Origin of the sequence: Streptomyces cyaneofuscatus (assembly GCF_042718795.1) — a bacterium.
In the GTDB taxonomy this organism is placed as follows: Bacteria; Actinomycetota; Actinomycetes; order Streptomycetales; family Streptomycetaceae; genus Streptomyces; species Streptomyces cyaneofuscatus_A.
Genome location: NZ_JBHXOX010000036.1, coordinates 17,468 through 40,559, shown reverse-complemented (window position 1 = coordinate 40,559; position 23,092 = coordinate 17,468). Strand labels below are relative to the sequence as shown.

The window sequence follows — 23,092 nt, the reverse complement described above, 5'->3', positions numbered from 1 at the left end:
AGGGACAGCCTCGTCCCTACGGGGTACCCGCGGCGGAAGGCGCCGTCAAGGGTGCGAGAACCGGTCAGGACGCGAGAAAGCCCGGATCGAAATGATCCGGGCTTTCTCTTACTGCGGTCCTGACGGGATTTGAACCCGCGGCCTCCACCTTGACAGGGTGGCGAGCACTCCAAACTGCTCCACAGGACCAGGTTTTCGCCGCTTGCCTTGCGGCTTGCTGCGAAACCAGACTGTACAGGAGGTGGGAGGCCCAGGTCGACTTCACTCCTGGTGGTGACACCGTCACCGCCTCACCGCCCCTGTCTCAGGGCGCGAGCGCGTCGATCGCCTTCACGATCCGCTTGTCCGAGACGGGGAACGCCGTGCCCAGGGCATGCGCGAAGTAGCTGACCCGCAGCTCCTCGATCATCCAGCGGACGTCCAGCACCTCCTGCCCCACCGGCCGTCCCTGCGGGAGCTGTTCGAGCAGCCACGCGTACTCGTCCTGCATCTCGTGGACCTTCGCCATCCGCGTGGTGTCCCGCTGGACGGCCGTCGGCATCTGCTGGAGCCGCCGGTCCGCCGCCACGAGGTACCGCATCAGGTCGGGCAGCCGGCGCAGCCCCGTCGCCGTAACGAAACCGGGCGGTACGAGACGGGCCAGTTGCTCCCGTACGTCGGCGACGTTGGCGACCAGCGTCAGGCTGTTCGTCGACTTCAGCCGGCGCTCACAGGCCTGCCAGGCGGCCAGGATCTGCTGCACCTGGTCGATCGTGCGGACGGTCAGGTCCACCAGGTCCGCGCGCACCTTGTCGTAGAGCGTCCGGAACGCCTTCTCGTCCCACGCGGGCCCGCCGTACGCGGCGATCAGCCGGTCGGCCGCGGCGGTGGCGCAGTCCTCGAAGAGGGCCTGCACCGAGCCGTGCGGATTACGGGACAGCGCCAGCTTCTGCTGATTGCTCAGCCGGTCCGACGCGAACTTCGCCGGGTTGACCGGGATGTTCAGCATGATCAGCTTCCGCGTGCCGCGCCACATCGCCTGCTGCTGCTCGGCCTCGGTGTCGAAGAGGCGTACGGCGACGGTGTCGCCCTGGTCGACGAGGGCGGGGTACGCCTTCACCGGCTGCCCGGCCCGCCTGGTCTCGAAGACCTTGTTCAGCGTGCCGATCGTCCAGTCCGTGAGGCCGGACCGCTCGATGGACTCGCCGGAGGGCCCCGCGGTCGCCGCGGCGGCCTGGGAGAGCGCCTGACGGGCCTTGGGGCGGAGCTGGAGCTTGAGCGCCTCCAGGTCCTTGTCCTCGGCGACCTTGCGGCGCCGCTCGTCGACGATCCGGAACGTGATCTTCAGATGGTCCGGGACACGGGACAGGTCGAAGTCGTCCGCCGTGACCGGGACGCCGACCATCCGCTGGAGCTCCCGCGCCAGGGTGAACGGCAGCGGCTCCTGGAGCGGGACCGCCCGGTCGAGGAACTTGTCCGCGTAGTTCGGCGCGGGGACGTAGTGCCGGCGGATCGGCTTGGGCAGCGAGCGGATCAGCTCGGTGACGACCTCCTCGCGCAGCCCCGGGATCTGCCAGTCGAAACCCTCGGACGTGACCTGGTTGAGCACCTGGAGCGGGATGTGGACGGTGACGCCGTCCGCATCGGCGCCGGGCTCGAACTGGTACGTCACCTTGAACTTGAGCTTCCCCTGCCGCCAGGAGTCCGGGTAGTCGTCCTTGGTGACGGCCCCGGCCTTCTCGTTGATCAGCATGGAACGCTCGAAGTCGAGCGCCTCCGGCTCCTCGCGCTTCTTGTTCTTCCACCACGAGTCGAAGTGCGCCCCGGAGACGACATGCTCCGGAATGCGCTGGTCGTAGAAGTCGAAGAGCGTCTCGTCGTCCACGAGGATGTCGCGGCGCCGAGCGCGGTGCTCCAACTCCTCGACCTCGCCGAGGAGTTTGCGGTTGTCGTGGAAGAACTGGTGGTGGGTGCGCCAGTCGCCCTCGACCAGGGCGTTGCGGATGAACAGGTCCCGCGAGGCCTCCTGGTCGATACGGCCGAAATTGACCTTGCGCTGGGCGATGATCGGCACCCCGTAGAGCGTGACCCGCTCGTACGCCATCACCGCGGCCTGGTCCTTCTCCCAGTGCGGCTCGCTGTAGGTGCGCTTCAGCAGGTGCTGCGCCAGCGGCTCGATCCACTCGGGCTCGACCTTGGCGTTGACCCGCGCCCAGAGCCGCGAGGTCTCCACCAGCTCCGCCGACATCACGAACCGCGGCTGCTTCTTGAACAGCGCGGATCCGGGGAAGATCGCGAACTTGGCGCTGCGCGCGCCCAGGTACTCGTTCTTCTCGGTGTCCTTCAGCCCGATGTGCGACAGCAGACCGGCCAGCAGCGAGGTGTGCACCGCCTGCTCGGGAATCGACGCGTCGCCCTTGGGCTCCTCGACGACGATGCCCATCTGCTTGGCGACCGTACGGAGCTGCGCGTAGATGTCCTGCCATTCGCGGATGCGCAGGAAGTTCAGATACTCCTGCTTGCACATCCGGCGGAACGAGGACGAGCCACGCTCCTTCTGCTGCTCCCGGACGTAGGCCCAGAGGTTCAGGTACGCCAGGAAGTCGGACGTCTCGTCCTTGAACCGGGCGTGATTCTGGTCGGCCTGCGTCTGCTTCTCCTGCGGCCGCTCACGCGGGTCCTGGATGGAGAGCGCGGCGGCGATGACCATGACCTCGCGGGCGCAGCCGTTCTTGTCGGCCTCGATGACCATCCGGGCCAGGCGCGGGTCGACGGGGAGCTGAGAGAGCTTGCGGCCGAGCGGGGTGAGCCGCTGCCCCTTCTTCCCCTCCTGGGGGGACTTCTCGCCCTGCTCCAGCGCCCCCAGCTCCTGGAGAAGCTGCACGCCGTCGCGGATGTTGCGGTGGTCCGGCGGGTCGATGAACGGGAACCTCTCGATGTCGCCGAGCCCGGCGGCGGTCATCTGGAGGATGACGGAGGCCAGGTTGGTCCGCAGGATCTCCGGGTCGGTGAACTCCGGCCGGGTGGTGAAGTCGTCCTCCGAGTACAGCCGGATGCAGATGCCGTCCGACGTACGGCCGCAACGGCCCTTGCGCTGGTTGGCGCTGGCCTGGGAGATCCGCTCGATCGGCAGCCGCTGGACCTTGGTGCGGTGGCTGTAGCGGGAGATACGGGCGTTGCCCGGGTCGATCACGTACTTGATGCCGGGGACGGTCAGCGAGGTCTCGGCGACGTTCGTCGCGAGGACGATGCGGCGGCCCGTGTGGCGCTGGAACACGCGGTGCTGCTCGGCGTGCGAGAGGCGCGCGTAGAGGGGGAGCACCTCGGTGTGTCTGAGGTTGCGCTTGTTCAGCGCGTCCGCCGTGTCCCGGATCTCGCGCTCGCCGGAGAGGAAGACCAGGACGTCACCGGGGGCCTCGCCCGAGAGTTCGTCGACGGCGTCGCAGATCGCGGTGATCTGGTCGCGGTCGGAGTCCGCTGTGTCTTCGTCGGCCCCTTCGAGGAGCGGCCGATAGCGGACCTCCACCGGATACGTCCGCCCGCTGACCTCCACGATCGGCGCCTCGCCGAAGTGGCGCGCGAACCGCTCCGGGTCGATGGTCGCCGAGGTGATGACGACCTTCAGATCCGGGCGCTTCGGCAGCAGCCGGGCCAGATAGCCGAGCAGGAAGTCGATGTTCAGCGACCGCTCGTGGGCCTCGTCGATGATGATCGTGTCGTACGCCAGCAGCTCGCGGTCCGTCTGGATCTCGGCGAGCAGGATGCCGTCCGTCATCAGCTTCAGATACGTCGACTCCGGGTTCACCTGATCGGTGAAGCGGACCTTCCAGCCGACGGTCTCGCCCAGCGGCGTCTTCAGCTCGTCCGCGACGCGCTCCGCGACCGTGCGGGCGGCGATGCGGCGGGGCTGGGTGTGCCCGATCATGCCCCGGACGCCGCGCCCCAGCTCCATACAGATCTTGGGGATCTGCGTGGTCTTCCCGGACCCGGTCTCACCGGCGACGATCACGACCTGGTGGTCGCGTATCGCCTCCAGGATCTCGTCCTTCTTCTGGCTGACCGGCAGCTCTTCCGGGTACGACAGGGCCGGCAGCCGGGCCGCGCGCGCCGCGAGCCGTCTCGCCGCCTTGCCCGCCTCGGCCGCGATCTCGTCCAGCACGGACTGGCGGGCCTCGGGCTTGCGGATGCGGCGCGCTCCTTCGAGGCGCCGGCCGAGCCGGTTCGCGTCACGGAGCGAGAGCTGTCCGAGCAGGGACTGGAGATCGGCGAAGGAAGTAGACATACGGATCCCAGGATCTCACCCGGGTGTGAGGAGTGGCGACCTCATTTCGCGCGGACTGCGTCACGTGCCACGTACCATTTCGGGCAGTCGAACGCTCAGCCCTCCGCTTTCCGCCTCCCGCCTTCCGCCTTCCGCATGAAAGGTGCCGGTCCCGTGTCCCGTACGCAGTGGTGCTGCCTGACGGCGCTGCTCGCGCTCGTGATGGGGCTTCTGGGCGGACCTGCGGGCGCGGCTCCTTCTTATGCTGACGCGTCACCCTCTGAGGGCGTCGTGGTCACTGTGGGACAAGCCGCCCCGGCCCCCGTCGTGGAGGCCTTCGACGCGGGTGCCCCGGTCCCCGGCTGCGGGCAGTCCGGCGACCACGAAAGCGAGCCCGCCGTCCCGACCCGGGCCCGCGCCGCGCACGACCAGGCCCCCGGCCTCGCGCCCTGGGGCCTGCCCGCCGCGACGGGCGCCCTGCCGGCCGAGCCGCCGTCGGGGATACGGGTCCGGGCCCCGGTGCCGGCCACCCCGACCCCCGTAGAGCTCTCCGTGCTGCGGGTGTAGGCCGGGCCACCGCCTGACCTGCACCCTCCCTCTCCCTTTCCTTCCGCACCACCAGCACGGAGTGCCGCATGCCCACGCCCAAGAAGCCCCTGCCCAAGAGCACCAAGCCGTCCTCCCGGAAGCCCCTCGTCTACGGCGCCGTGATCGTCGTCGCCGCCGGTCTCCTCGGCTTCGCCTCCTACAAGGCGACCGCCCCTGACAGCTCCTCGACGAACACGTCCACCACCCCCGCCGCCGAGGTCTCCGCCGACCCGCAGGCGGGCGTCTACCCCGAGCTGGCGAAGCTCGCCCGCCGTGACGCCGGCGACAAGCTGGCGGTCGGCCGCGCCGACGCGCCCGTCGTCCTGATCGAGTACGCCGACTTCAAGTGCGGCTACTGCGGCAAGTTCGCCCGGGACACCGAGCCCGAGCTGATCACGGAGTACGTGGAGGACGGCACCCTGCGCATCGAGTGGCGCAACTTCCCGATCTTCGGCGAGGAGTCCGAGAACGCCGCGCGCGGAGCCTGGGCCGCCGGGCAGCAGGACCGCTTCTGGGAGTTCCACGCGGCCGCCTACGCCGAGGGGGCGAAGGAGAAGGGGTTCTCCAAGGACCGGGTCAAGGCCCTCGCCCAGGAGGCCGGGGTCAAGGACCTCGCCCGGTTCATGAAGGACCTGGACGGCGAGGCCGCCCGCGCCGCCGTCGCGAAGGACCAGGAGCAGGCTTACGGGATCGGCGCGACGTCCACCCCGTCGTTCCTGATCAACGGCCGCCCGATCGCGGGGGCGCAGCCGAAGGAGGCGTTCACCCAGGCCATCGAGGCGGCGGCGGAACAGGCGAAGACCACCGGCAAGGCGGGCAGCACCGAGGACTCCACGGGCTCCGAGGGCTCTGCGGGCTCCACGGGCTCCACGGACTCCGACGGTTCCGAGGGCTCCGCAGGCTCCGAGGACTCCGCCAAGTGAGCCCGGACATCGGCTACTTCGCGGCCTTCCTCGGCGGGCTGCTCGCCCTGGTCAGCCCGTGCAGCGCGCTGCTGCTCCCGGCCTTCTTCGCGTACTCCATCGACTCCACCTCGCGCCTGCTCGCCCGTACCGGCATTTTCTATGCCGGGCTCGCCACCACCCTCGTCCCGCTCGGCGCCGCCGGTTCGTACGCGGGCCGGCTCTTCTACGGGCACCGCGACGCCCTGGTGACGGGCGCGGGCTGGCTGATCATCGCGCTCGGCGTCGCGCAGATCGTCGGCCTGGGCTTCGCCTCGCGCCGCATGGCCGCGCTCAGTGGCCGCATCCGTCCGACCACGGCCTTCTCCGTCTACGCCCTGGGCGCGGTCTACGGCCTGGCCGGCTTCTGCGCCGGCCCGATCCTCGGCAGCGTCCTCACCGTGGCGGCGGTGAGCGGCAGCCCGGTCTACGGCGGGCTGCTGCTGGCGGTCTACGCGCTCGGGATGGCGGTCCCCCTCTTCGTCCTCGCCCTGCTCTGGGAGCGGTTCGACCTGGGCCGCCGCACCTGGCTGCGCGGCCGGACCGTCCGGCTCGGCGGCCGGTTCCAGTTGCACACGACCTCGCTGCTCTCGGGCCTGTTCTTCATCGGCCTGGGCGCGCTGTTCCTCGTCTACGACGGGACGACCGCGCTCCCCGGCCTGCTCGGGGTCGACGCCTCGTTCGCGGTGGAGCAGTGGGCGCAGAAGCTGGGTGAGCGCGTCTCGGACGCGGTACTGCTGGGGGCGGTGGTGCTGGTGGTGCTGCTGGCTCTCGGCGTACGGACCTGGCGGCGGCGCGAGCCGGCGGTGAAGGAGGCTGGGAAGGCCGGGGAGGGGTGAGAACGGCGAAGGCCCCGTCCAGCGGACGGGGCCTTCGAGAGGTGGCTGGGGCCGGGATCGAACCGGCGACCTATCGCTTTTCAGGCGATCGCTCGTACCAACTGAGCTACCCAGCCACGCAGCCGCTGGGGCTGCAAGCGGTCCTGACGGGATTTGAACCCGCGGCCTCCACCTTGACAGGGTGGCGAGCACTCCAAACTGCTCCACAGGACCAAGCAATGTGCGAAACAAGTCTCGCACACGGTGAAACGTGCCCCCAACGGGATTCGAACCCGTGCTACCGCCTTGAAAGGGCGGCGTCCTGGGCCACTAGACGATGAGGGCTATTGGCCCGCCTGTTCGCTTTGCAGCGCGTCGGGGACGTGAGAAGCATATGGGATGGGTGGAGCTATCGCCAAAACGGTTTACGGCGAGGGCGTCGGCCGCGTCGGAGAGCCCGTCGGGGAGGGCGTGGGGGAGGGCGAGGCAGGGGCGTCCTTCTTCAGGTTCTCCTCCGGGAGATGGCGGCTGACCTCGGCCGTCGTCAGTCCGAGACCGCCGAGCGTGATCTCGTCCCAGGCCTGGAGGCGGCGGCTCTCGCGGTCCAGGTAGAGCACCGAGGCGCGTACCTTCTCCGGCTTGTCGTTCTGCACCGCGCGCAGCCCGCCGCCGCCCGTGGAGCCCTCGACCTTGAGCCGCGTACCGAGCGCGAGCTGCTTGTTGATCCGGTTGTGGAGGTGGCCCGCGAGGACCAACGGAACGGTGCCGTCGGTCTGCCGGGCGGTGTTCGGGTCATGGGCGACCGCGATGTCCACCGGGGTGCCGGCCTGCTCCTGGTCGCGGAGGGCGGACGCCAGGCGCGCGCCCTCCAGCTCCGCGGCCGCCTTGCCGCCGACCGGCTTGGTGCGGTCCGGGGTGAAGGAGGCGTCGCCGGTGCCGGCGATGCGGAGGCCGGCCACGTTCACGGTCCGGCCGTTGTCCAGGACGCGCACGTTCCGGAACTTCTCCAGGTACGCCTGCGTGACCTTCGAGTCGTGGTTGCCGCGCACCCAGACGTACGGCGCCCCGAGGTCGCGGATCGGGTCCAGGAAGCCGTTCTCCGCCGCCGAGCCGTGGTCCATCGTGTCGCCGGAGTCGATGATCACGTCGATCTCGTACTGCTTCACGAGCGAGGCGATGATGTGCCAGGCCGCCGGGTTCAGGTGGATGTCGGAGACGTGCAGGGCGCGGATGGTCCCGGGGTCCGGCTGGTAGACGGGGAGCGTGGAGGTGGCGTCGTACAGCCGGGTGACGTTGGTGACCAGGCGGGCCAGCTCCTGCTGGTAGATGTCGAACTCGGTGACGATCGACCGGGCGTCGCCGACGAGGGACGGGGCGCTGGAGAGCAGCCCGGAGAACTTGGGCTCCAGGACGGACTTCGGGTTCCAGGTGGCGTACGCGCTGACGCCCGACGCGGCCAGCAGGGTGAGGGCGAGCCCCCCGGCGGCCAGGGCGCGGCGCGGGCGGCGGTAGACGACGAGGCCGAGCGCGGTCGCCCCGGAGATCACGGCGACGCAGGAGCGCAACGCCAGCTCCCGGGTGCCGGCGGCGACGTCCCGGGTGACCTCGTCCTGGAGGCCGGAGAACCGTTCCGGCTGGTCCACCAGGGCCTGCGAGCGCACCGGGTCGAGGCGGTCCACGTCCACGTCGAGGCGGAGCGGGGCGATGTGCGAGTCCAGCTCCAGCGCGCCGAGCGGCGACACGTTGATCTTGCTGCCGCCGGTGAGGGACGGCCGCAGGGTCATGTTGGTGTCCATGGGGCCGACCGGCGTACGGATGGACCCGACGGCGAGCAGCCCGAGCCAGGCCCCGAGCACGACGACGGCGAGCATCGAGAGGGCGCGTACGTACGGCCTGGGGTGGCCGGATTCCGTCAGATCGCCGGGGACGGGCTTGCGTGACGCGGACTTCGGGCGGGCGGACGGGCTGAGGAGGTGCCGGACGCGGTCGGCAGCGGCACGGAACGGGGCGCGGACCATTGGGCGCGTATGCCCCGGTCAGGGCCCGGCCATGCCGAGCGCCGGGTGCGGAGAGCCTGGTGCGGAGCGCCGCCACCTGCCCGTGGCGGGCCCCGGTACGTGACAATGGCGGTGTGCTGGAGATGACGCGGGAGCAGTTCGAAGAGCTGGTGAGCCAGGCACTTGACCGGATTCCGCCGGAGCTGATGCGGCTGATGGACAACGTGGCGGTCTTCGTCGAGGACGAGCCGGAGCCCGGCGACCCCGACCTGCTCGGGCTCTACGAGGGCACGCCGCTCACCGACCGCGGCGAGTGGTACGCCGGGGTGCTGCCGGACCGGATCACCATCTACCGCGGCCCGACCCTGCGCATGTGCGAGTCCCACGAGGACGTCGTGGCCGAGACCGAGATCACCGTCGTCCACGAGATCGCCCATCACTTCGGCATCGACGACGAACGGCTGCACGCCCTGGGTTACGGATGAGCGAGCAGGCACCGGACGAACTCCCGGAACCCGGACCGCCCGCCGCCTCGCAGGGACGGGTGCTGGGCGCGGTCGCGGCGGGCGGCGCGCTGGGTGCGCTCGCGCGGTACGGGGCGCTGGTGCTGTGGCCGGCGGCCGAGGGCGGCTTCCCGTGGACGGTGTTCACCGTCAACGTGAGTGGCTGCGCCCTGATCGGCGTCCTGATGGTGCTGACCGTGGAGCGGGGCCGGGTGACGCACCCGCTGGTCCGGCCGTTCCTCGGGGTCGGCGTGCTCGGCGGGTTCACGACCTTCTCGACGTACGCGGCCGATGTCTCGGGCCTGCTGGTGCGTCAGGAGCCGGTGGCGGCGGTGGCGTACATGGCGGCGACGGTCGTGGCGGCGCTGGCGGCCGTCTGGGCCGGGGCGGTGGTGACGCGGCGTCTGCCGGCCCGGGGTGAACGGTCCGTGGAGCGGGGGCGGGTCGTGTGAACTGGCTGCTCGTGGTGGTCGGCGGGGCGGTGGGCGCGCCGCTGCGCTATCTGACGGACCGGGCGGTCCAGGCGCACCAGGGGCGGGGAGTCGCGTACGTCTTCCCGTGGGGCACGTTCACGGCCAACGCGGCGGGCAGCCTGGTCCTCGGGGTGCTGACCGGCGCCGCGGTCTCCTCGCCGGTGCACGCCCTGCTGGCGACGGGGCTGTGCGGGGCGCTGACGACGTACTCGACGTTCTCCTACGAGACCCTGCGCCTCGCCGAGACGGGCCGGGCCTTCCTCGCCGCGGCCAACGTGGTGGCGTCGCTGCTGGTGGGGCTGGGAGCGGTGTTCCTGGGGGCGGAGCTGGCGGGCGGGTTCGGGGGGTAGGGCGGGGGCCTCGGGAGGGGACTTCGGCCCGGGGCGGTGCGGGCGGTCGGCGCTTCGGGCGTGTCTCCGGCGGGGTCCGGGGAGTTGGGCACGGCAACCGCCACCGCGTACGGCGTGCTCCGTGTCGTACAGCTCGCCCGGCCCCCGCCCCCGCCCCCTTCCTCGCCCGGCCCCGCCCCCTTCTCCGTCCCGCTCTCCCCGCCCCGGAGGTGCCACCCGTGCGCACACTGTCCGCCCCTGCCCGTTGGGCAGCCGTCACCGCGCTGACGATCGCCGCGTCCACCGGCTGTATGAGCGTCGGCGACGACGGCGCCGAGCCGGGGCCTTCGGGCTCCACCGACTCGAAGGGCCGGGTCGTCGAGCCGAACGGTGAGACGGTGACCGGATCCGGCGGCACCGGACACCGAGGCGGTGACGCCCACCCCCACTCCGACTCCGACAACGCCGGGGCCGCCGACGCCGACCCGAAGAACCCCAAGGGCACGCCGAGCCCGAAGGCGTCCGGCGCTGTGCCGTCGGCCACACCGAAGAGGGGCGCCCCGCGCCCCGAGCCCGGCGCCCCGCAGCCCTCCCGCCCCGGCCGCCCGCCGGCCCCGACGCCCTCCGCGCCGGGCCCGGGAGAGCCGCCGCCGGTCGTCCCGGAGCCGCCCGCTCCGCCGCCCGCGCCCGACCCGGACCCGGAACCCGAACCGCCCGCGCCCACCGAGCCTGCCGAACCGCCGCCTTCCGCCTCGCCCGCCGCGCAGTTGCGGACGCAGTCGATGGGCGGCGCGGAGGAGAGCCGACCGCTGCGGACTCCGGAGGCATCACCGCAGGTGAGGCCGGTGTAGCGGAGGCGGCGGAGGGGCCGGGTTGCGCAAGGTGGGGGAGAGTGCGTATGGTGGTAGATCGTTTGATCCCATTGCCCGGCGCCGACACAGAAGAGCGCCGTGTGGCGCGTACTCTCCCTTGCCGTGGCTGGACCGCATTGAGGCGGTCGAAATTGCGAATCACGGAGTTATGGGCGCGTGCCGAGACTCCGGAAGGTTTCGCATTTCGCATGTCAATTTCCAGTTCTGACCGCACCGTCATGCCCGAGAACATCGACACCGACGAGCTCACCGAGCTCGTCGAGTCCGCTGTGACCGAGGCCCCGGCGGGTGCGGCGGCCGCCGCGGCCGAGCAGGCTCCGGTGGCAGAGAAGGCGGCCGAGAAGTCCGTCGCCGACTTCATCACCGAGGACAAGCCGGCCAAGGCTCCCGTGGCCTCCGCCGAGACCGACGCGGCCCCCGAGGCCTCCGACGAGGCGCCCGAGGCTGACGCGTCCTCCGACCAGGCTCCCGAGGCTGACGCCGACGCCGAGCCGACCATCACCTTCGGCGACCTGGGCCTGCCCGACGGCATCGTCCGCAAGCTCGCGCAGAACGGTGTCACCACCCCCTTCCCGATCCAGGCCGCGACCATCCCGGACGCCCTGGCCGGCAAGGACATCCTCGGCCGTGGCCGTACGGGCTCCGGCAAGACGCTCTCCTTCGGCCTGCCGACCCTGGCCGCGCTGGCCGGCGGTCACACCGAGAAGAAGAAGCCGCGCGCGGTCATCCTGACCCCGACCCGTGAGCTCGCGATGCAGGTCGCGGACGCGCTGCAGCCGTACGGTGACGTGCTCGGCCTCAAGATGAAGGTCGTCTGCGGCGGTACGTCGATGGGCAACCAGATCTACGCGCTGGAGCGCGGCGTCGACGTCCTCGTCGCCACGCCGGGCCGTCTGCGCGACATCATCAACCGCGGCGCCTGCTCGCTGGAGAACGTCCAGGTCGCCGTCCTCGACGAGGCCGACCAGATGTCCGACCTGGGCTTCCTGCCCGAGGTCACCGAGCTGCTCGACCAGATCCCCGGTGGCGGTCAGCGGATGCTCTTCTCCGCCACCATGGAGAACGAGATCGGCACGCTGGTCAAGCGCTACCTCTCCAACCCCGTGACGCACGAGGTCGACAGCGCCCAGGGCAACGTCACGACCATGTCGCACCACGTCCTCGTCGTGAAGCCGAAGGACAAGGCGCCGGTCACCTCCGCGATCGCCGCCCGCAAGGGCCGCACGATCATCTTCGTCCGCACCCAGCTGGGCGCCGACCGCATCGCCGAGCAGCTCATCGAGTCCGGCGTGAAGGCCGACGCGCTGCACGGCGGCATGACCCAGGGCGCCCGTACGCGGGTCCTGGAGGACTTCAAGAAGGGTTACGTCAACGCGCTCGTCGCGACCGACGTGGCCGCGCGCGGTATCCACGTGGACGGCATCGACCTGGTCCTGAACGTGGACCCGGCCGGCGACCACAAGGACTACCTGCACCGCTCGGGCCGTACCGCCCGGGCCGGCAAGTCCGGTGTCGTCGTCTCGCTGGCGCTCCCGCACCAGCGCCGCCAGATCTTCCGCCTGATGGAAGACGCGGGCGTCGACGCCTCGCGCCACATCGTCCAGGGCGCGGGCGTCTTCGAGCCGGAGGTCGCCGAGATCACCGGCGCCCGCTCGCTCACCGAGGTCCAGGCCGACTCCGCGAACAACGCCGCCAAGCAGGCCGAGCGCGAGGCCGCCGACCTGACGAAGCAGCTGGAGCGCGTCCAGCGCCGTGCCGTCGAGCTCCGCGAGGAGGCCGACCGCCTGGTCGCCCGTGCCGCGCGCGAGCGGGGCGACGACCCGGAGGCGGCGGTGGCCGAGGTCACCGCCGAGGCGGAGGCCGCCCTGGTGGCCGCCATCTCCGTCCCCGAGCAGCCAGCCGCCCGTGACGAGCAGCGCCGCGACGAGCGGGGCAACTACGAGCGCCGCGACAACCGCGGTGGCGACCGTGGCGGCTACCGAGGCAACAGCGACCGCCCGTCCGGTGGCTTCCGCTCCGGCGGCGGTGACCGCCGGGACGACCGTGGTGGCCGCCCCTTCGAGCGCAGGGACAACGACCGCCCCTCCTTCAACCGCGACCGTCGCGACGAGCGCCCCTCGGGTGGCTTCCGCTCCGGCGGCGGCGACCGTGGTGGCCGTCCGTTCGAGCGTCGTGACAACGACCGCCCGTCGTTCAACCGCGACCGTCGCGATGAGCGCCCCTCGGGTGGCTTCCGCTCCGGCGGCAGCGACCGCCCGTCCGGTGGCTTCCGCTCCGGCGGCGGTGACCGTCGGGACGACCGTGGTGGCCGCCCCTTCGAGCGTCGTGACAACGACCGCCCGTCGTTCAACCGCGACCGTCGCGACGAGCGCCCCTCGGGTGGCTTCCGCTCCGGCGGCAGCGACCGCCCGTTCAACCGTGACCGTCGCGACGACCGCCCCGCGGGCGGCTTCCGCTCGGGTGGCACCGACCGCCCGACCGGCCGTCGGGATGACCACCGCGGCGCCAACACCGGCACCAACACCGGCACCTTCGGCCGCCGCGACGACAAGCCGCGCTGGAAGCGCAACGGCTGACCCCGCACCGGCCGACTCCCGGCCGGGCAGGTCCGCCTGACAGACCGGCAGGGCCCGTACGCCACCGAACCGACTCGGTGACGTACGGGCCCTGTTGCTGTTCCCCGGGGTCGCTCACAAGCCCAGGGGCTCGCCTCCCGACGCGCAGAGGGGCACACCAAGGGCGCAAACCGGAACGAAAGGGGCATCTCGGGAGGGTGGCAGGGCCCGACACGGATACCGGATCGGCTGCCGGGACCGGGCGGGCTATGCTCGGGGGTGATGTTGCAGGGGCCGTTAGCTCAATTGGTCAGAGCAGCGGACTTTTAATCCGTTGGTTGTGGGTTCGAGTCCCACACGGCCTACTGACAGCAGGACAGGGGAACCCCCTCTGACCTGCTACTTAGCGCCTCGACCGGCTTCGGCCGGCCGGGGCGCTTCGTCGTTTCCGGCCTCGTGCGTGAGCGATGCGTGAGCGGATGGCCCGGCAGGAGGTGCGACGGACGCGGCGTTGCGAGCTTCTACTACCAGATCGGAGGCGGATAGCGTTGCTGTTTTTGGTGGCAGATCGGGTTCCGGAAAACCGCTCATCTCGTACCGAGTCGGCTGCTAGCGTGATGATCATCATCTTGGGGATCACTCACCCCATCCGGCACCTCATGCTCAGGACGATCGTGAAGATCAAGCGCGCACGCATCGAGAACTTCTGCTGTCTGCACAACGTGGATGTCTCCTTCGAAGAGATCACCTCCTTCATCGGGCCGACTGGTGTTGGCAAGTCCACCGTGCTGCGCGCACTCGATTGGTTCTTCAACGGCGAAAGGTCGCTCTCGCTGAGTGACGACGACGTCCACTCGGCGGCGAAGGGCGGCCGCATTGTTGTCGAGGTGGAGTTCGATGGACTCACTGCTCATGACCGGGAGGTCCTCGGGCGGTACGCGCCCGACGGGGCAGAGAGCGTGAGCGTATGGCGGACCTGGCAGAACGGTGAGGACAAGATCACGGGGAAGGCGCTTGCATACCGTCCGTTCGAGGAGGTGAGGAAGTGCGAGAAAGCAACTGACCTTCGCCAGGCGTACGACGAGCTGCGTGAGGGAGATGCCGGTCTGGATCTGCCGAAGGTTGGGAGCAAGGACAAGGCGCTTGACGCCATGCGGGCTTGGGAGCTGGCCCATCGGGAGCAACTCACCGAGTCGGAGATCGAGGACACCCATTTCTTTGGCTTCGCAGGGCAGAGCAAGCTCGGCCAACTGATCGACTTCGTCTTTGTCTCTGCGGACCTTCGGGCGTACGAGGAGGCGGACGACCAGAAGACCACAGCGCTCGGCCGAATTCTGGACCACGCCGTGGATCGAACAGAGGCGAATGAGCGGCTTGGCGAGATCGAGGAGAGCGCCCACGTAGCCCGGCAGGAGGTACACGCGAAGGTGTACGGGCCGGTGCTGGATGACATCTCGTCTGCTCTGTCTTTCGAGGTCGCGAAGTTCACCACGGGACGTCAGGTAGTGGTGACCCCCACAGTCCATGCACCGAGGCCGGCTCGAACTACCTTTCAGGTGAGTATCCGCGACGGTGCAGCAGAGACCTCAGTCCACCGGCAGGGACATGGCTTCCAGCGAGCTTTGATCATCGCCGCTCTGAAGTACCTGGCCGATCGTCGGCGTCCAGAGGGCGACGCGCGAACGTTGTGTTTGGCAATCGAGGAGCCCGAGCTTTTCCAGCATCCGCCGCAGGCACGGACCTTTGCTAAGGTGCTGCGCGAGTTGGTGGCCACCTCTCCTGCGGGACGAACTCAGGTCATGTACGCCACCCATAGCCCTGTCTTCCTCGACCCAGCGGGTTACCACCAAATTCGCCGTCTGTGCCGTGTCGTCGGCGAGGCGCATCCCGTCACCCAGGTGCGTCAGGCATCTCAGGACGACCTGTGTCGGGCTCTCGACGGCATGATCGATCCGAACACCGTCAAGAGCCGGACGGTCGGCAGACTGACTGGGGTATTCGCCGAGGGCTTCTTTGCCCACGCGGTGGTGCTGGTTGAGGGTAAGGGGGACGAAGGGGTGATCGTGGGTTGCGCGGAGCGGGCCGGCATCAACCTCGGAGCGGAAGGGATTAGCGTCGTCGAGGTGACCGGTAAGGACAACCTGATGATCTCTGACGTGCTCTTCAGGACGCTGGGTGTGCCCTGTCACGTGGTTTTCGACGGGGATGCGCGTAAAGCAGAGCGCAAACGGCAGTCGACAGAGCACACGATCCCGGAGCAACAGCGGCGGGAGAAGGACCTGGAGTATGAGCGAGAGGCCCGGCGAACTCGACAGAAGAACGCCGACCTTTTGCGATACCTCGGTACTACGCCCGCACCCCAGCCACCGGATGAGAGCACCGCCAGGTACACGGTTTTTGAGGACAACCTGGAAAGCTACCTTGGCCAGCACTGGCCGGCCTGGGATCTCCGTAGGAGGGAGTTGGTGCGCTCGGGCGAAGGCGTCGACGGGAAGAATGCAGCGACCTACCTGGAGACGACGCGCACCGTGGCGACGGACGCGCCGTTCCTGCTCCACGCCATGCTGGAAAACGTCAGAAGCCTTGGCGGCAGCGCGGTGATGGCGTAGCCGCAGCACCTGACTGACCTGGCACCTCAGTACAGCACCCCGTATGCGGGTTTCGCTGTGCGTCCACCGTCTGCTGTGAGGGGCGTGTGCGGGGGCTGTACGTGAGGAGGCAGGTCAAATGGTTGCCGCAAAGGGCCCAACCTGTTCAGGAAGCCAGGTCGAACTGCTTGAGCCAGTCCGGGTCCGCGCCGCCGACTGCGGCGACCAAGCCGCCTGACAGCAGCACCATGGAGAGAACGAAGGCCATCGGGTCTCCGTAGCCCTCCACCGCCTGGTTCAGGGTCAGGTTGGGGGCGTCCGGGTGGCCGATGAACCCCGCCACTTGGAGTAGGTCGTCGTGCTGGATTCCCAGATTGTCGGACACCCACAGGACGGTATCTCGGGCCTGGTCCTCGGTGATTTGCTCCCTCGCCCCGACGAGCCAGGCCATGAGGATCGCCATGACCATGGTGGGGTCGGAAGGATGCTCACCTTCGAGGAAGGACCGTCCGGGTCCCTTCGAGGGGTTCGCCATCCAGGTCGCGATGTCCGCTCGCAGGCGCCTCTGCGTCCGGACGCGGGAGATCTCGGAGAGGTCGGGCGTCAGGTTGTTTGCGGCTCGGGTGTCGCGTGCGCTCCGACGGCGCTGGCTGTTTCGTCCCATGGTCCTGAGCATGCCGCTCGGAGCCGTCCTGGGGAAGAAAACAGCCAAAATCCTCAATGCCCTTGGTGGTGAGGGAATTTGGGTGATGTCGAAATCCGACCTCATCCTACTGCGGGCGGCTCTTGGCGCCGTCGAGGAATGAGCGCTGCCGCTGCCTCGGCCAACGCCACACCCCCAGCCCACGCGCCCAAGCAGCCATGGCCCGCAGCACCACACGACGCCCCGGCACTCCGATCCACCCTGCGACGGCCACACCGGCCGCTGCACCGCAGCAGCCACATGTACGGCGACGTTGATCACGGTGGTCAGAGTGGTTCCCGCCTTAGACGTCCGGCCTCGCAGAAGCAGTCAGTGATCCTTGTGCGCCTGGGTAGCTGGCTCCCGTATCGTCGCCCAGGTGACCGACGCGAACGTGGCGGGCAGGACGCACATCCCTGTAGACGATCTTGCCGAGTTGATCGAAGTGTTCGACATCGGCGAGGTGCTGGACCGGCGGCACTTGGCCGATGGCCTGATGAACGTGAACTGGCGGCTGGACACCCCGGTCGGGAGGTTCGCCCTCAAGCGGGTCACGGATGTGCCGATCGACCTGCTCCGGCGCAACCTCGCGGTCCTCCCCGTCCTCGTTTCGCACGGCGTCCCCGTACATGCTCCGCTACCCACCGTTTCGGGCGATGTGATCGCCGAAGTCGGCGGCAGCGGCTATTGCCTGTTCCCCTGGTCGGACGGTGAACATGTGCGTGGAATCGACCTGTGCTTGTCGCAGGTGTCCGATCTCGGCGCACACCTCGCGCGGCTCCATACGGTACTGAACCGCGCTGCCGAGGGCGCAGGGCTGCCCGCCGTGCCGCCATCGGTCACCGCGGAGGTGACGGAGGCCGGGCGAGCTGTGGAGAAGGCCGATCGGCTTGCGGGGGCGGTGCCGACCGGGGGTGTCGGCGACGTCTTCGATGTGGCCGCGTCCGCTGCCCTCGAAGAGCGCAAGCTCCTTCTCGACAAGCACGCCCACCTGCGCCCCGAGGGGGAGGTCCATGCGGGGCCACACGGTTGGACCCACGGTGACTTCCAGTACCGGAACCTTCTCTGGGCGAGTGGTGAGCTGGTCGCGGTTCTGGACTGGGACCGACTGGGCATTCGTTCGTACGCGGAGGAGGTCGTGCGTACGGCGCAGGTGCAGTTCGGTGTGAAGGGTGTTTTCGACCTGGAGCGGGTGTCGGCGTTCACGGCCGGCTACCGGTCGGTGATCCGGCTGGAGCCGGCCGTACTGGTCGATGCCGCCCGGCGGCTGTGGTGGAAGCGGATGACGGACTTCTGGCAGCTCGAATTCCACTACGACCGGGGTGACCACTCCTGTGACGACCTCTTCCTTGCCGACGAGGCACTCCTGCACTGGTGGACGGAGCGGCTCGACGCGGTGGAGCGGGCGTTCGCCGGGACTGTCTAGCTCTGGATACCGAGTTCCAGAAGTTGGGGAAGGCACGGTCGTGTGAACCGGGTCGCCCGGCGCAGGGCCCTTGTTCCCAGGCCCTCGCAGTCGGCGTTCCGGATCTCTTGCGTCCATGTCTCAGGGCCGGCGGTGCCGGGCAAGACGATGCCCGCGTTGCCGATCGCTTCAGGGATGCCGCCCCGATTGGTCCCGATGCTCGGGATCCTGTGCAGCGCAGCTTCGACGATCACGCGAGGGAAGGCGTCTTCTACGACGGACGGGACCAGCAGCAGGCGGTGGCTCCGGTACAGGGGCCCCATGTCGTACACGCGGGGCACGTACGTCACGTTCCGGTGCGCGGCGAAGTCGGCGGCCGTGTCCCACCAGCCTTCGACCAGGGTGAAGTGCTGTTCCGGCATGAGGCGGATGAGTTGATGGAGCAGATCCGAGCCCTTGGCCGGGATGGGATTGATCATCAGTACGGACGTGGAGCGGTTCTCGTCTGTGCTCGGCCCGGGTGGAGCGAACGGCGGGTACATCACGGCAAGGCGGGTTCCGGCGGCGTGAGGTGCGCGTGCCTGGACGAACTCCGACACGGCGAGGCCGTAGTGGGGTCGGCCGGCGAGGACGCTCAGACCCGTGGCGGAGACGGAATGCAGGAGGCCGACGACGAGTGTGGTCGAACGGGCTTGTACGGCGAGCTGCGCCGAGCCTTCCTGCGAGGTGAAGACGACGTCGGGACGGAGCGTGCTCAGCAGACTCCCGAACGCGTGCTCCACGTTGTTCTGCGTCAACGCGGAGCACGCGACCCCGTTCCACCGGTAGTGCAGGGCGCCCGCTTCCTCGTCGTGCGGGACGCGATGCAGGTCCAGGTGGGCGCGCATTTCCGGGAGCTGGGTCCTCCCGTTCCAGGGGGCTTCGTGCGACCCGAGGTAGGTGACGTGCCAGCCCGAGGCGGCGAGTTCTTCGGCGAGGAGTTGCTGGGTGACCTCGGCGCCGCCGATGAGGAACGGGGGCGGGGTGCGGCGCCAGGCGAAGAGGGCGGTGGGCACCGGCGATCACCTGGCCCAGAAGGAGACGAGGGCTTCCACGGCCTGGGCGACTTCGTCCGGGTCGGTGTCCGCAGCCAGGACGGTGAGTTCGCGTGTCAAGGGCTCCTGGGCAGCGTGGGCGAAGTAGTCGTGGGCGTGGCGCAGGAAGTCGGGTTCGTGGAGGAAGTAGTCGGACTCGGCGGCCGTGTGGCCGACGGCCTTGCGCCGCAGGCGGAGGGCTTCGGCCGGAACGTGGAGGTAGAGGGTGTGGTCGGGGCGCAGGAACGGAAGCGTCTGGAGTCGATGGCGGAGCTGGTGATGGACGCCGTACCCGAACAGGGCGTCCAAGGCGTACGCGTGGGCGAGGAGCGTGTCCACGGAACGGTCGAGGATCACCAGGCGTCTGCCGCTCGCGGCGGCCTCGGAGACTCTGGTGGTCTCGATCTCCATGAACCTCTCGAAGGCGCCGAGTTGAGCAGCCGCAGAGGCGGTGCGGGCCGGGGGGATGTCGTCGCGGTGGCTGATGTGCTCGACATAGCAGTCGGAGAAGAACGCCCGGGTGCCGAGGGCGGTGCGGCGCAGGTGGCGTATCGCCGTGGACTTCCCGGCGTACGAAGGTCCCTCCAGGGCGACGATCAGCACGACGGCTCCGTTCGGTAGAAGCGTTCGGCGTAGAGGCCGGGTGGGTCGACGAGGCCGGGGAGGTCGACGAGGTCGGCGGCCGTGGTGAAGGCGTGCCGGATCGGCCGGTACATCTTCCGGGCCGGGTGCATCTGGGAGCCGTGCATTCGCAGGACGGTGACCTTGTCCAAGACCACGTCGGTGATGTCAACAGGCTCGGGTCGCATCGTCGCCCCCGTACGCGTATGGAAGAGGTGCTGGTCGCAGCCGGCGAGCGCATACGTGGACCAGAAGGCGAGGTCCTCCCAGAACCAGCGGCACCCGAGACGAACAGCCGCCTCGTGGACGAGGAGGTGGTCGGGGTGGCGGGTGACAGCGGCGGGCGCCAGGAGTTCGGCGCCAGGGTGGGCGGCGGCGATCCGGTGGATTTCCTCCGTGATCCGGTTGAGTCTCTCGGGGGCGTAGGGCTGGTACGGAGGGTCGGCGTCCTTGTGGCCGAGGAGGTACCGGCGGGCGCCGAACGGTGCGAGCGCGGTGGCGCCCTCGCGGTCGCGCAGTCCAGACACCGCCTCGATGTCGGTGTACGTGGTCTCCAGGGCGGGGTGAACGCTGCGGGAGCGGGTGAAGACGGTCACGACGGTGAGCGGTCGGGGGCGAACGAGGAAGGTGCCGGAGGCGGACAGGGCGAAGTCGTCGTGGTGGGGTTCGACGACGAGGACCGGGCGGCCGGCGGGGGCGCGGGCCTCGATGTAGTAAGAGACGCGGGTGTGAGGTGCGGTCACCTCCAGGACGTGGTGGTCGTCGGCGTGGTGGCGGTCGGCGAGCTGCCGGGTGTGCTCCTGGTGGGCGCGGTGGAGGTCGTCGGGGAAGGTGTAGATGCCGTGGCCGTCCGGCACGGGCAAGGGCGGGCGCACAGGGGACTCCTTCGTCATCGCACGGTGGTCTCGTACCAGTGGCGCCACTTGCGGGGCGACCGGAGGCGCAGACGGGCGGTCACGGGGTTCTGCCACCAGAGCATCCGCAGGCTCGACCACTGGTCGTAGCGACGGGTCGACGGACGTACGCGCAGTTCGTCGAGGATCGTCACGGGGCGGCCGAGGGCCTGGCCGTGAGTGGTGAGCCGGGCGAAGAACTCCACGTCCTCGCTCATGAACAGGTCGTCCCGGTACCCGCCGATGCGGTAAAAGGCGTCGGCGGTGCAGAACTGGTTGACGCCCTGGGCTCCCCCGCGCCGGGTGCGGTAGTGGTCCCAGTAGGCGCACAGCAGGCGGGCGCCGAGACGTTCGGGCGTGTAGAGCGGAGGAATGGCTCCGCCGACGGCCCCGGCGTTCATGGCGGCTGCAGCTGCGGTGACCGCCTCCAGGGGAAGGGCTACGTCGGCGTCGGTGAAGAACAGCCGATCGCCGCGGGCCGCGGTCGCTCCGGTGTTGCGGACCCGGCCGATGCTGCGGACGGTCTCGGTCACGACGCGGACGCCGAAGGAGGCGGCCGTGTCGGCGGTGGCGTCGGTGCTGGCGTTGTCGACGACGATCACCTCCCCCATGTGGCCCGTGGCCTCCTCCCAGCGGGCGAGCGAGGTGAGGACGGAAGGGAGGTAGCGGGGCAGGTAGGCGGCCTCGTTGTAGGCCGGGATCACCACCGACAGGGCAGGTGTGGTCATCGGTGCGTCCTTTCCGGGCGGTGGCTGCGGAAGAGGTACGGGGTGCGTCGGCTCAGGTCGTCCAGGCGGCGTTCCCACAGGGCGCGGTCGTCGCCCGGAGAGGAGTACGCCCAGGAGCGCGTGGTGTGGAAGACGGCCCATGCGGACAGCAGGCGGTGGTCGAGGGCGAGGGGGTAGACGTCGGTGACCGTCCGGGCCAGGAGCGGAGAGAGGGCATCGGTCATGACCAGGGTCTGGGCGACGTCGGACTCGCGGGGACCGGCTGCGGCGTCGGTGAAGTCGACCAAGTGGCGGACGGCCCGGGGGCGGGCGAGTACGACGTTGTCGCCGTGCAGGTCGCCGTGGCACCACACAAGCGCCGTGGGGGAGGCGTCGGTGATGGCAGCCAGGGCGGGACCGATGCGGTCCAGCCCGCTGGGCGGGCAGCGACGGCCGAGCGAGGCGACCTGTTCGTAGAACGGCCGACGTGGTGCCCACGGCTGGACGGGTGCCCTGTGCAGGCGCCCGAGCAGGCCGGCCAGGTCCTTCAGGGTTCGCTCGTCGGAAACCAGACCAGATCGCATGGCGCTGCCGAGGGTAAGTGGCCCCAGGTCGGAGGTGATGAGGGCGGTCGCCTCGTGACCAGGGACGTGGCCGTATCCGACGACAGTCGGTACAGGGACGTGGTGCGCCACCGATCGGATCGCGGCGCTCTCCGTTGCCGCGTTTCGACGTGCGGTGGCCGCGTACAGCTTGATGACGACGCTTCGCCCGTCCATCAGGCCCACCCGGTACACAGCCGTGCGCGAGCGGGCGGACAGACGGCACGCGGTACGAACCGGGGCACCGACCAGAGCGAGGGCGGCGCGCGAGACGACGGCCGGGACTGCCCCCTTCACCGCACACCCGCCGGTTCCACGCCGACGGCGCCCAGCCGACGGACCTGCCTCATAACACCCGCCAGGTGCCGGCGGTACTCGACGACGTCCTCCGTGGCGGGGCAGTCGGCCTGCCACGGCTTCTCGGGACCGACGAAGTGCACGAGAGCGGCGGCCGGATCGGGCTTCGGCGATCGCATGACGACCCGGCGCACCCAGTTCCCGCGTTCGAGGAACCGGCCGACCTCGAACCGGTTGAAGCCGCCGGTCACCGGGCGCACTCGGCCGGATCGCAGGAGCCACAGGTTCAGGGCGTCCTGGTCGTTGTGGAGAATGTGGCGCCGCGTGTGCGTCAGGGCGTGCTCGACGCCTCGGCGGACACGGGGCATGTGCTCGGTGTGGAGCCAGAGCACGCCCGCGTTGAAGTACGGGCGCCCACGCAGGTGGGGCCAGCGTTCGGCAGCTCCGGGCAGGGCCGGGCATGCCCCGATGGTCGGGTTGAACTCGTCGCGTACGGCACCGGTCTCGTCCGGCCGGAGCGAGCCCAGCGGAACGGTGAGGTCTCCCTGCACGAGGACATCAGCGTCCACGTAGATCAGGTACGGCCGATGGACGAAGGCCCTGGTGAACTCGAAACGCAGATAGGTGGTGATGCTGATGTAGGAGGCGTCAGCCATCCGCAAGGTCCGCAACGGGACGCAACGGCGAATGTCGAAGGAGCCGAAGCCCCTTCGCTTGGCGAGGTCGGAGAAGAGCAGGGCCTGTGTTCGGGTGAGGTCGAGCGTCAGCACGCGCACGGCGGCGCTGCGGCGGGCCGCAGGAGTGAGTCCGTCCGCCAGCCCGCATAGGGCGGCGAGACCGGGGACGAGGTATTGCTGGTCGATGCACAGGCCGAACGCGTACATGGGTGATCCGCCTTCCGGGAGTGG

The 23,092-nt window shown here is 69.8% G+C and carries 20 protein-coding genes and 5 tRNA genes; 12 read left to right on the top strand and 13 right to left on the bottom strand.

Annotated elements, in window-relative coordinates:
- Positions 1 to 114 precede the first annotated feature (114 nt).
- A tRNA-Asp gene (locus ACFWRT_RS32600) sits at positions 115 to 189 on the bottom strand.
- Between the two features lie 115 nt (positions 190 to 304).
- Positions 305 to 4,261 carry an ATP-dependent RNA helicase HrpA gene (gene hrpA, locus ACFWRT_RS32595; protein WP_380953130.1) on the bottom strand — a complete coding sequence of 1,319 codons (3,957 nt, stop codon included), beginning with the start codon at positions 4,259 to 4,261 and terminating at the stop codon, positions 305 to 307.
- 153 nt (positions 4,262 to 4,414) lie between these two features.
- Here hrpA and ACFWRT_RS32590 point away from each other — a divergent pair, with 153 nt between their 5' ends.
- From ACFWRT_RS32590 to ACFWRT_RS32580, 3 genes are all read left to right on the top strand, one after another.
- Positions 4,415 to 4,807, top strand: a complete 393-nt coding sequence (locus ACFWRT_RS32590; RefSeq protein WP_380953129.1) for a hypothetical protein — start codon at positions 4,415 to 4,417, stop codon at positions 4,805 to 4,807.
- A 68-nt stretch (positions 4,808 to 4,875) separates the two neighbouring features.
- Complete coding sequence (locus ACFWRT_RS32585) at positions 4,876 to 5,751, top strand: DsbA family protein (protein ID WP_380953128.1); 876 nt, start codon at positions 4,876 to 4,878, stop codon at positions 5,749 to 5,751.
- Entirely contained in the window at positions 5,748 to 6,608 is an 861-nt protein-coding gene (locus ACFWRT_RS32580; RefSeq protein WP_380953127.1) for a cytochrome c biogenesis CcdA family protein, read from the top strand. Before ACFWRT_RS32585 ends, ACFWRT_RS32580 begins: the two co-directional genes overlap by 4 nt.
- A gap of 42 nt (positions 6,609 to 6,650) precedes the next feature.
- On the opposite strand, the gene ACFWRT_RS32575 is transcribed toward ACFWRT_RS32580, so the two are convergent.
- From ACFWRT_RS32575 to ACFWRT_RS32560, 4 genes are all read right to left on the bottom strand, one after another.
- Positions 6,651 to 6,724, bottom strand: a tRNA-Phe gene (locus tag ACFWRT_RS32575).
- A 22-nt stretch (positions 6,725 to 6,746) separates the two neighbouring features.
- A tRNA-Asp gene (locus ACFWRT_RS32570) sits at positions 6,747 to 6,821 on the bottom strand.
- Positions 6,822 to 6,859: 38 nt separating this feature from the next.
- Positions 6,860 to 6,932: transfer RNA gene (locus ACFWRT_RS32565), tRNA-Glu, on the bottom strand.
- Between the two features lie 80 nt (positions 6,933 to 7,012).
- A complete protein-coding gene (locus ACFWRT_RS32560; RefSeq protein ID WP_380953126.1) occupies positions 7,013 to 8,605 on the bottom strand; it encodes a metallophosphoesterase family protein in 1,593 nt (530 codons plus the stop codon).
- 113 nt (positions 8,606 to 8,718) lie between these two features.
- Here ACFWRT_RS32560 and ACFWRT_RS32555 point away from each other — a divergent pair, with 113 nt between their 5' ends.
- The 7 genes from ACFWRT_RS32555 (at position 8,719) to ACFWRT_RS32525 (ending at position 15,925) form a co-directional block, all read left to right on the top strand.
- The gene (locus ACFWRT_RS32555; protein WP_199863126.1) at positions 8,719 to 9,069 is read left to right on the top strand and encodes a metallopeptidase family protein; all 351 of its coding nucleotides are present in this window, start codon (positions 8,719 to 8,721) and stop codon (positions 9,067 to 9,069) included.
- Positions 9,066 to 9,539, top strand: coding sequence for a FluC/FEX family fluoride channel (locus ACFWRT_RS32550; RefSeq protein WP_380953125.1), 474 nt, complete (start codon positions 9,066 to 9,068; stop codon positions 9,537 to 9,539). The genes ACFWRT_RS32555 and ACFWRT_RS32550 overlap by 4 nt, the downstream gene beginning before the upstream one ends.
- Entirely contained in the window at positions 9,536 to 9,910 is a 375-nt protein-coding gene (crcB, locus tag ACFWRT_RS32545) for a fluoride efflux transporter CrcB (protein ID WP_380953124.1), read from the top strand. The genes ACFWRT_RS32550 and crcB overlap by 4 nt, the downstream gene beginning before the upstream one ends.
- Positions 9,911 to 10,128: 218 nt before the next feature.
- A complete protein-coding gene (locus ACFWRT_RS32540; protein ID WP_380953123.1) occupies positions 10,129 to 10,740 on the top strand; it encodes a hypothetical protein in 612 nt (203 codons plus the stop codon).
- Between the two features lie 239 nt (positions 10,741 to 10,979).
- Positions 10,980 to 13,337, top strand: coding sequence for a DEAD/DEAH box helicase (locus tag ACFWRT_RS32535; protein WP_380953154.1), 2,358 nt, complete (start codon positions 10,980 to 10,982; stop codon positions 13,335 to 13,337).
- A gap of 270 nt (positions 13,338 to 13,607) precedes the next feature.
- Positions 13,608 to 13,681: transfer RNA gene (locus ACFWRT_RS32530), tRNA-Lys, on the top strand.
- A gap of 252 nt (positions 13,682 to 13,933) precedes the next feature.
- Positions 13,934 to 15,925, top strand: a complete 1,992-nt coding sequence (locus tag ACFWRT_RS32525; protein WP_380953153.1) for an ATP-dependent nuclease — start codon at positions 13,934 to 13,936, stop codon at positions 15,923 to 15,925.
- Positions 15,926 to 16,070: 145 nt separating this feature from the next.
- On the opposite strand, the gene ACFWRT_RS32520 is transcribed toward ACFWRT_RS32525, so the two are convergent.
- Complete coding sequence (locus tag ACFWRT_RS32520) at positions 16,071 to 16,568, bottom strand: hypothetical protein (RefSeq protein ID WP_380953122.1); 498 nt, start codon at positions 16,566 to 16,568, stop codon at positions 16,071 to 16,073.
- A gap of 10 nt (positions 16,569 to 16,578) precedes the next feature.
- Here ACFWRT_RS32520 and ACFWRT_RS32515 point away from each other — a divergent pair, with 10 nt between their 5' ends.
- Together ACFWRT_RS32515 and ACFWRT_RS32510 are read left to right on the top strand one after the other, a co-directional pair.
- Positions 16,579 to 16,710 (top strand): hypothetical protein, encoded by a 132-nt coding sequence (locus tag ACFWRT_RS32515; protein ID WP_380953121.1) that lies wholly within the window; start codon positions 16,579 to 16,581, stop codon positions 16,708 to 16,710.
- A gap of 255 nt (positions 16,711 to 16,965) precedes the next feature.
- Positions 16,966 to 18,012 carry a phosphotransferase gene (locus tag ACFWRT_RS32510; protein ID WP_234307086.1) on the top strand — a complete coding sequence of 349 codons (1,047 nt, stop codon included), beginning with the start codon at positions 16,966 to 16,968 and terminating at the stop codon, positions 18,010 to 18,012.
- On the opposite strand, the gene ACFWRT_RS32505 is transcribed toward ACFWRT_RS32510, so the two are convergent.
- From ACFWRT_RS32505 to ACFWRT_RS32480, 6 genes are read right to left on the bottom strand one after another with little or no spacing between them, the layout of a single operon-like run.
- Complete coding sequence (locus ACFWRT_RS32505) at positions 18,009 to 19,046, bottom strand: glycosyltransferase (RefSeq protein ID WP_191047392.1); 1,038 nt, start codon at positions 19,044 to 19,046, stop codon at positions 18,009 to 18,011. The genes ACFWRT_RS32510 and ACFWRT_RS32505 overlap by 4 nt on opposite strands.
- Before the next feature lie 6 nt (positions 19,047 to 19,052).
- Positions 19,053 to 19,667: a hypothetical protein gene (locus ACFWRT_RS32500; RefSeq protein ID WP_030725394.1), complete on the bottom strand. Its 615-nt coding sequence runs from the start codon at positions 19,665 to 19,667 to the stop codon at positions 19,053 to 19,055.
- A complete protein-coding gene (locus ACFWRT_RS32495) occupies positions 19,661 to 20,542 on the bottom strand; it encodes a PIG-L deacetylase family protein (RefSeq protein ID WP_191047409.1) in 882 nt (293 codons plus the stop codon). The genes ACFWRT_RS32500 and ACFWRT_RS32495 overlap by 7 nt, the downstream gene beginning before the upstream one ends.
- 32 nt (positions 20,543 to 20,574) lie before the next feature.
- Positions 20,575 to 21,306, bottom strand: coding sequence for a glycosyltransferase (locus ACFWRT_RS32490; RefSeq protein ID WP_030725400.1), 732 nt, complete (start codon positions 21,304 to 21,306; stop codon positions 20,575 to 20,577).
- Positions 21,303 to 22,184 carry a phosphotransferase gene (locus tag ACFWRT_RS32485; protein WP_380953120.1) on the bottom strand — a complete coding sequence of 294 codons (882 nt, stop codon included), beginning with the start codon at positions 22,182 to 22,184 and terminating at the stop codon, positions 21,303 to 21,305. The genes ACFWRT_RS32490 and ACFWRT_RS32485 overlap by 4 nt, the downstream gene beginning before the upstream one ends.
- Complete coding sequence (locus ACFWRT_RS32480; RefSeq protein WP_380953119.1) at positions 22,181 to 23,068, bottom strand: glycosyltransferase; 888 nt, start codon at positions 23,066 to 23,068, stop codon at positions 22,181 to 22,183. The genes ACFWRT_RS32485 and ACFWRT_RS32480 overlap by 4 nt, the downstream gene beginning before the upstream one ends.
- Positions 23,069 to 23,092: the final 24 nt, after the last annotated feature.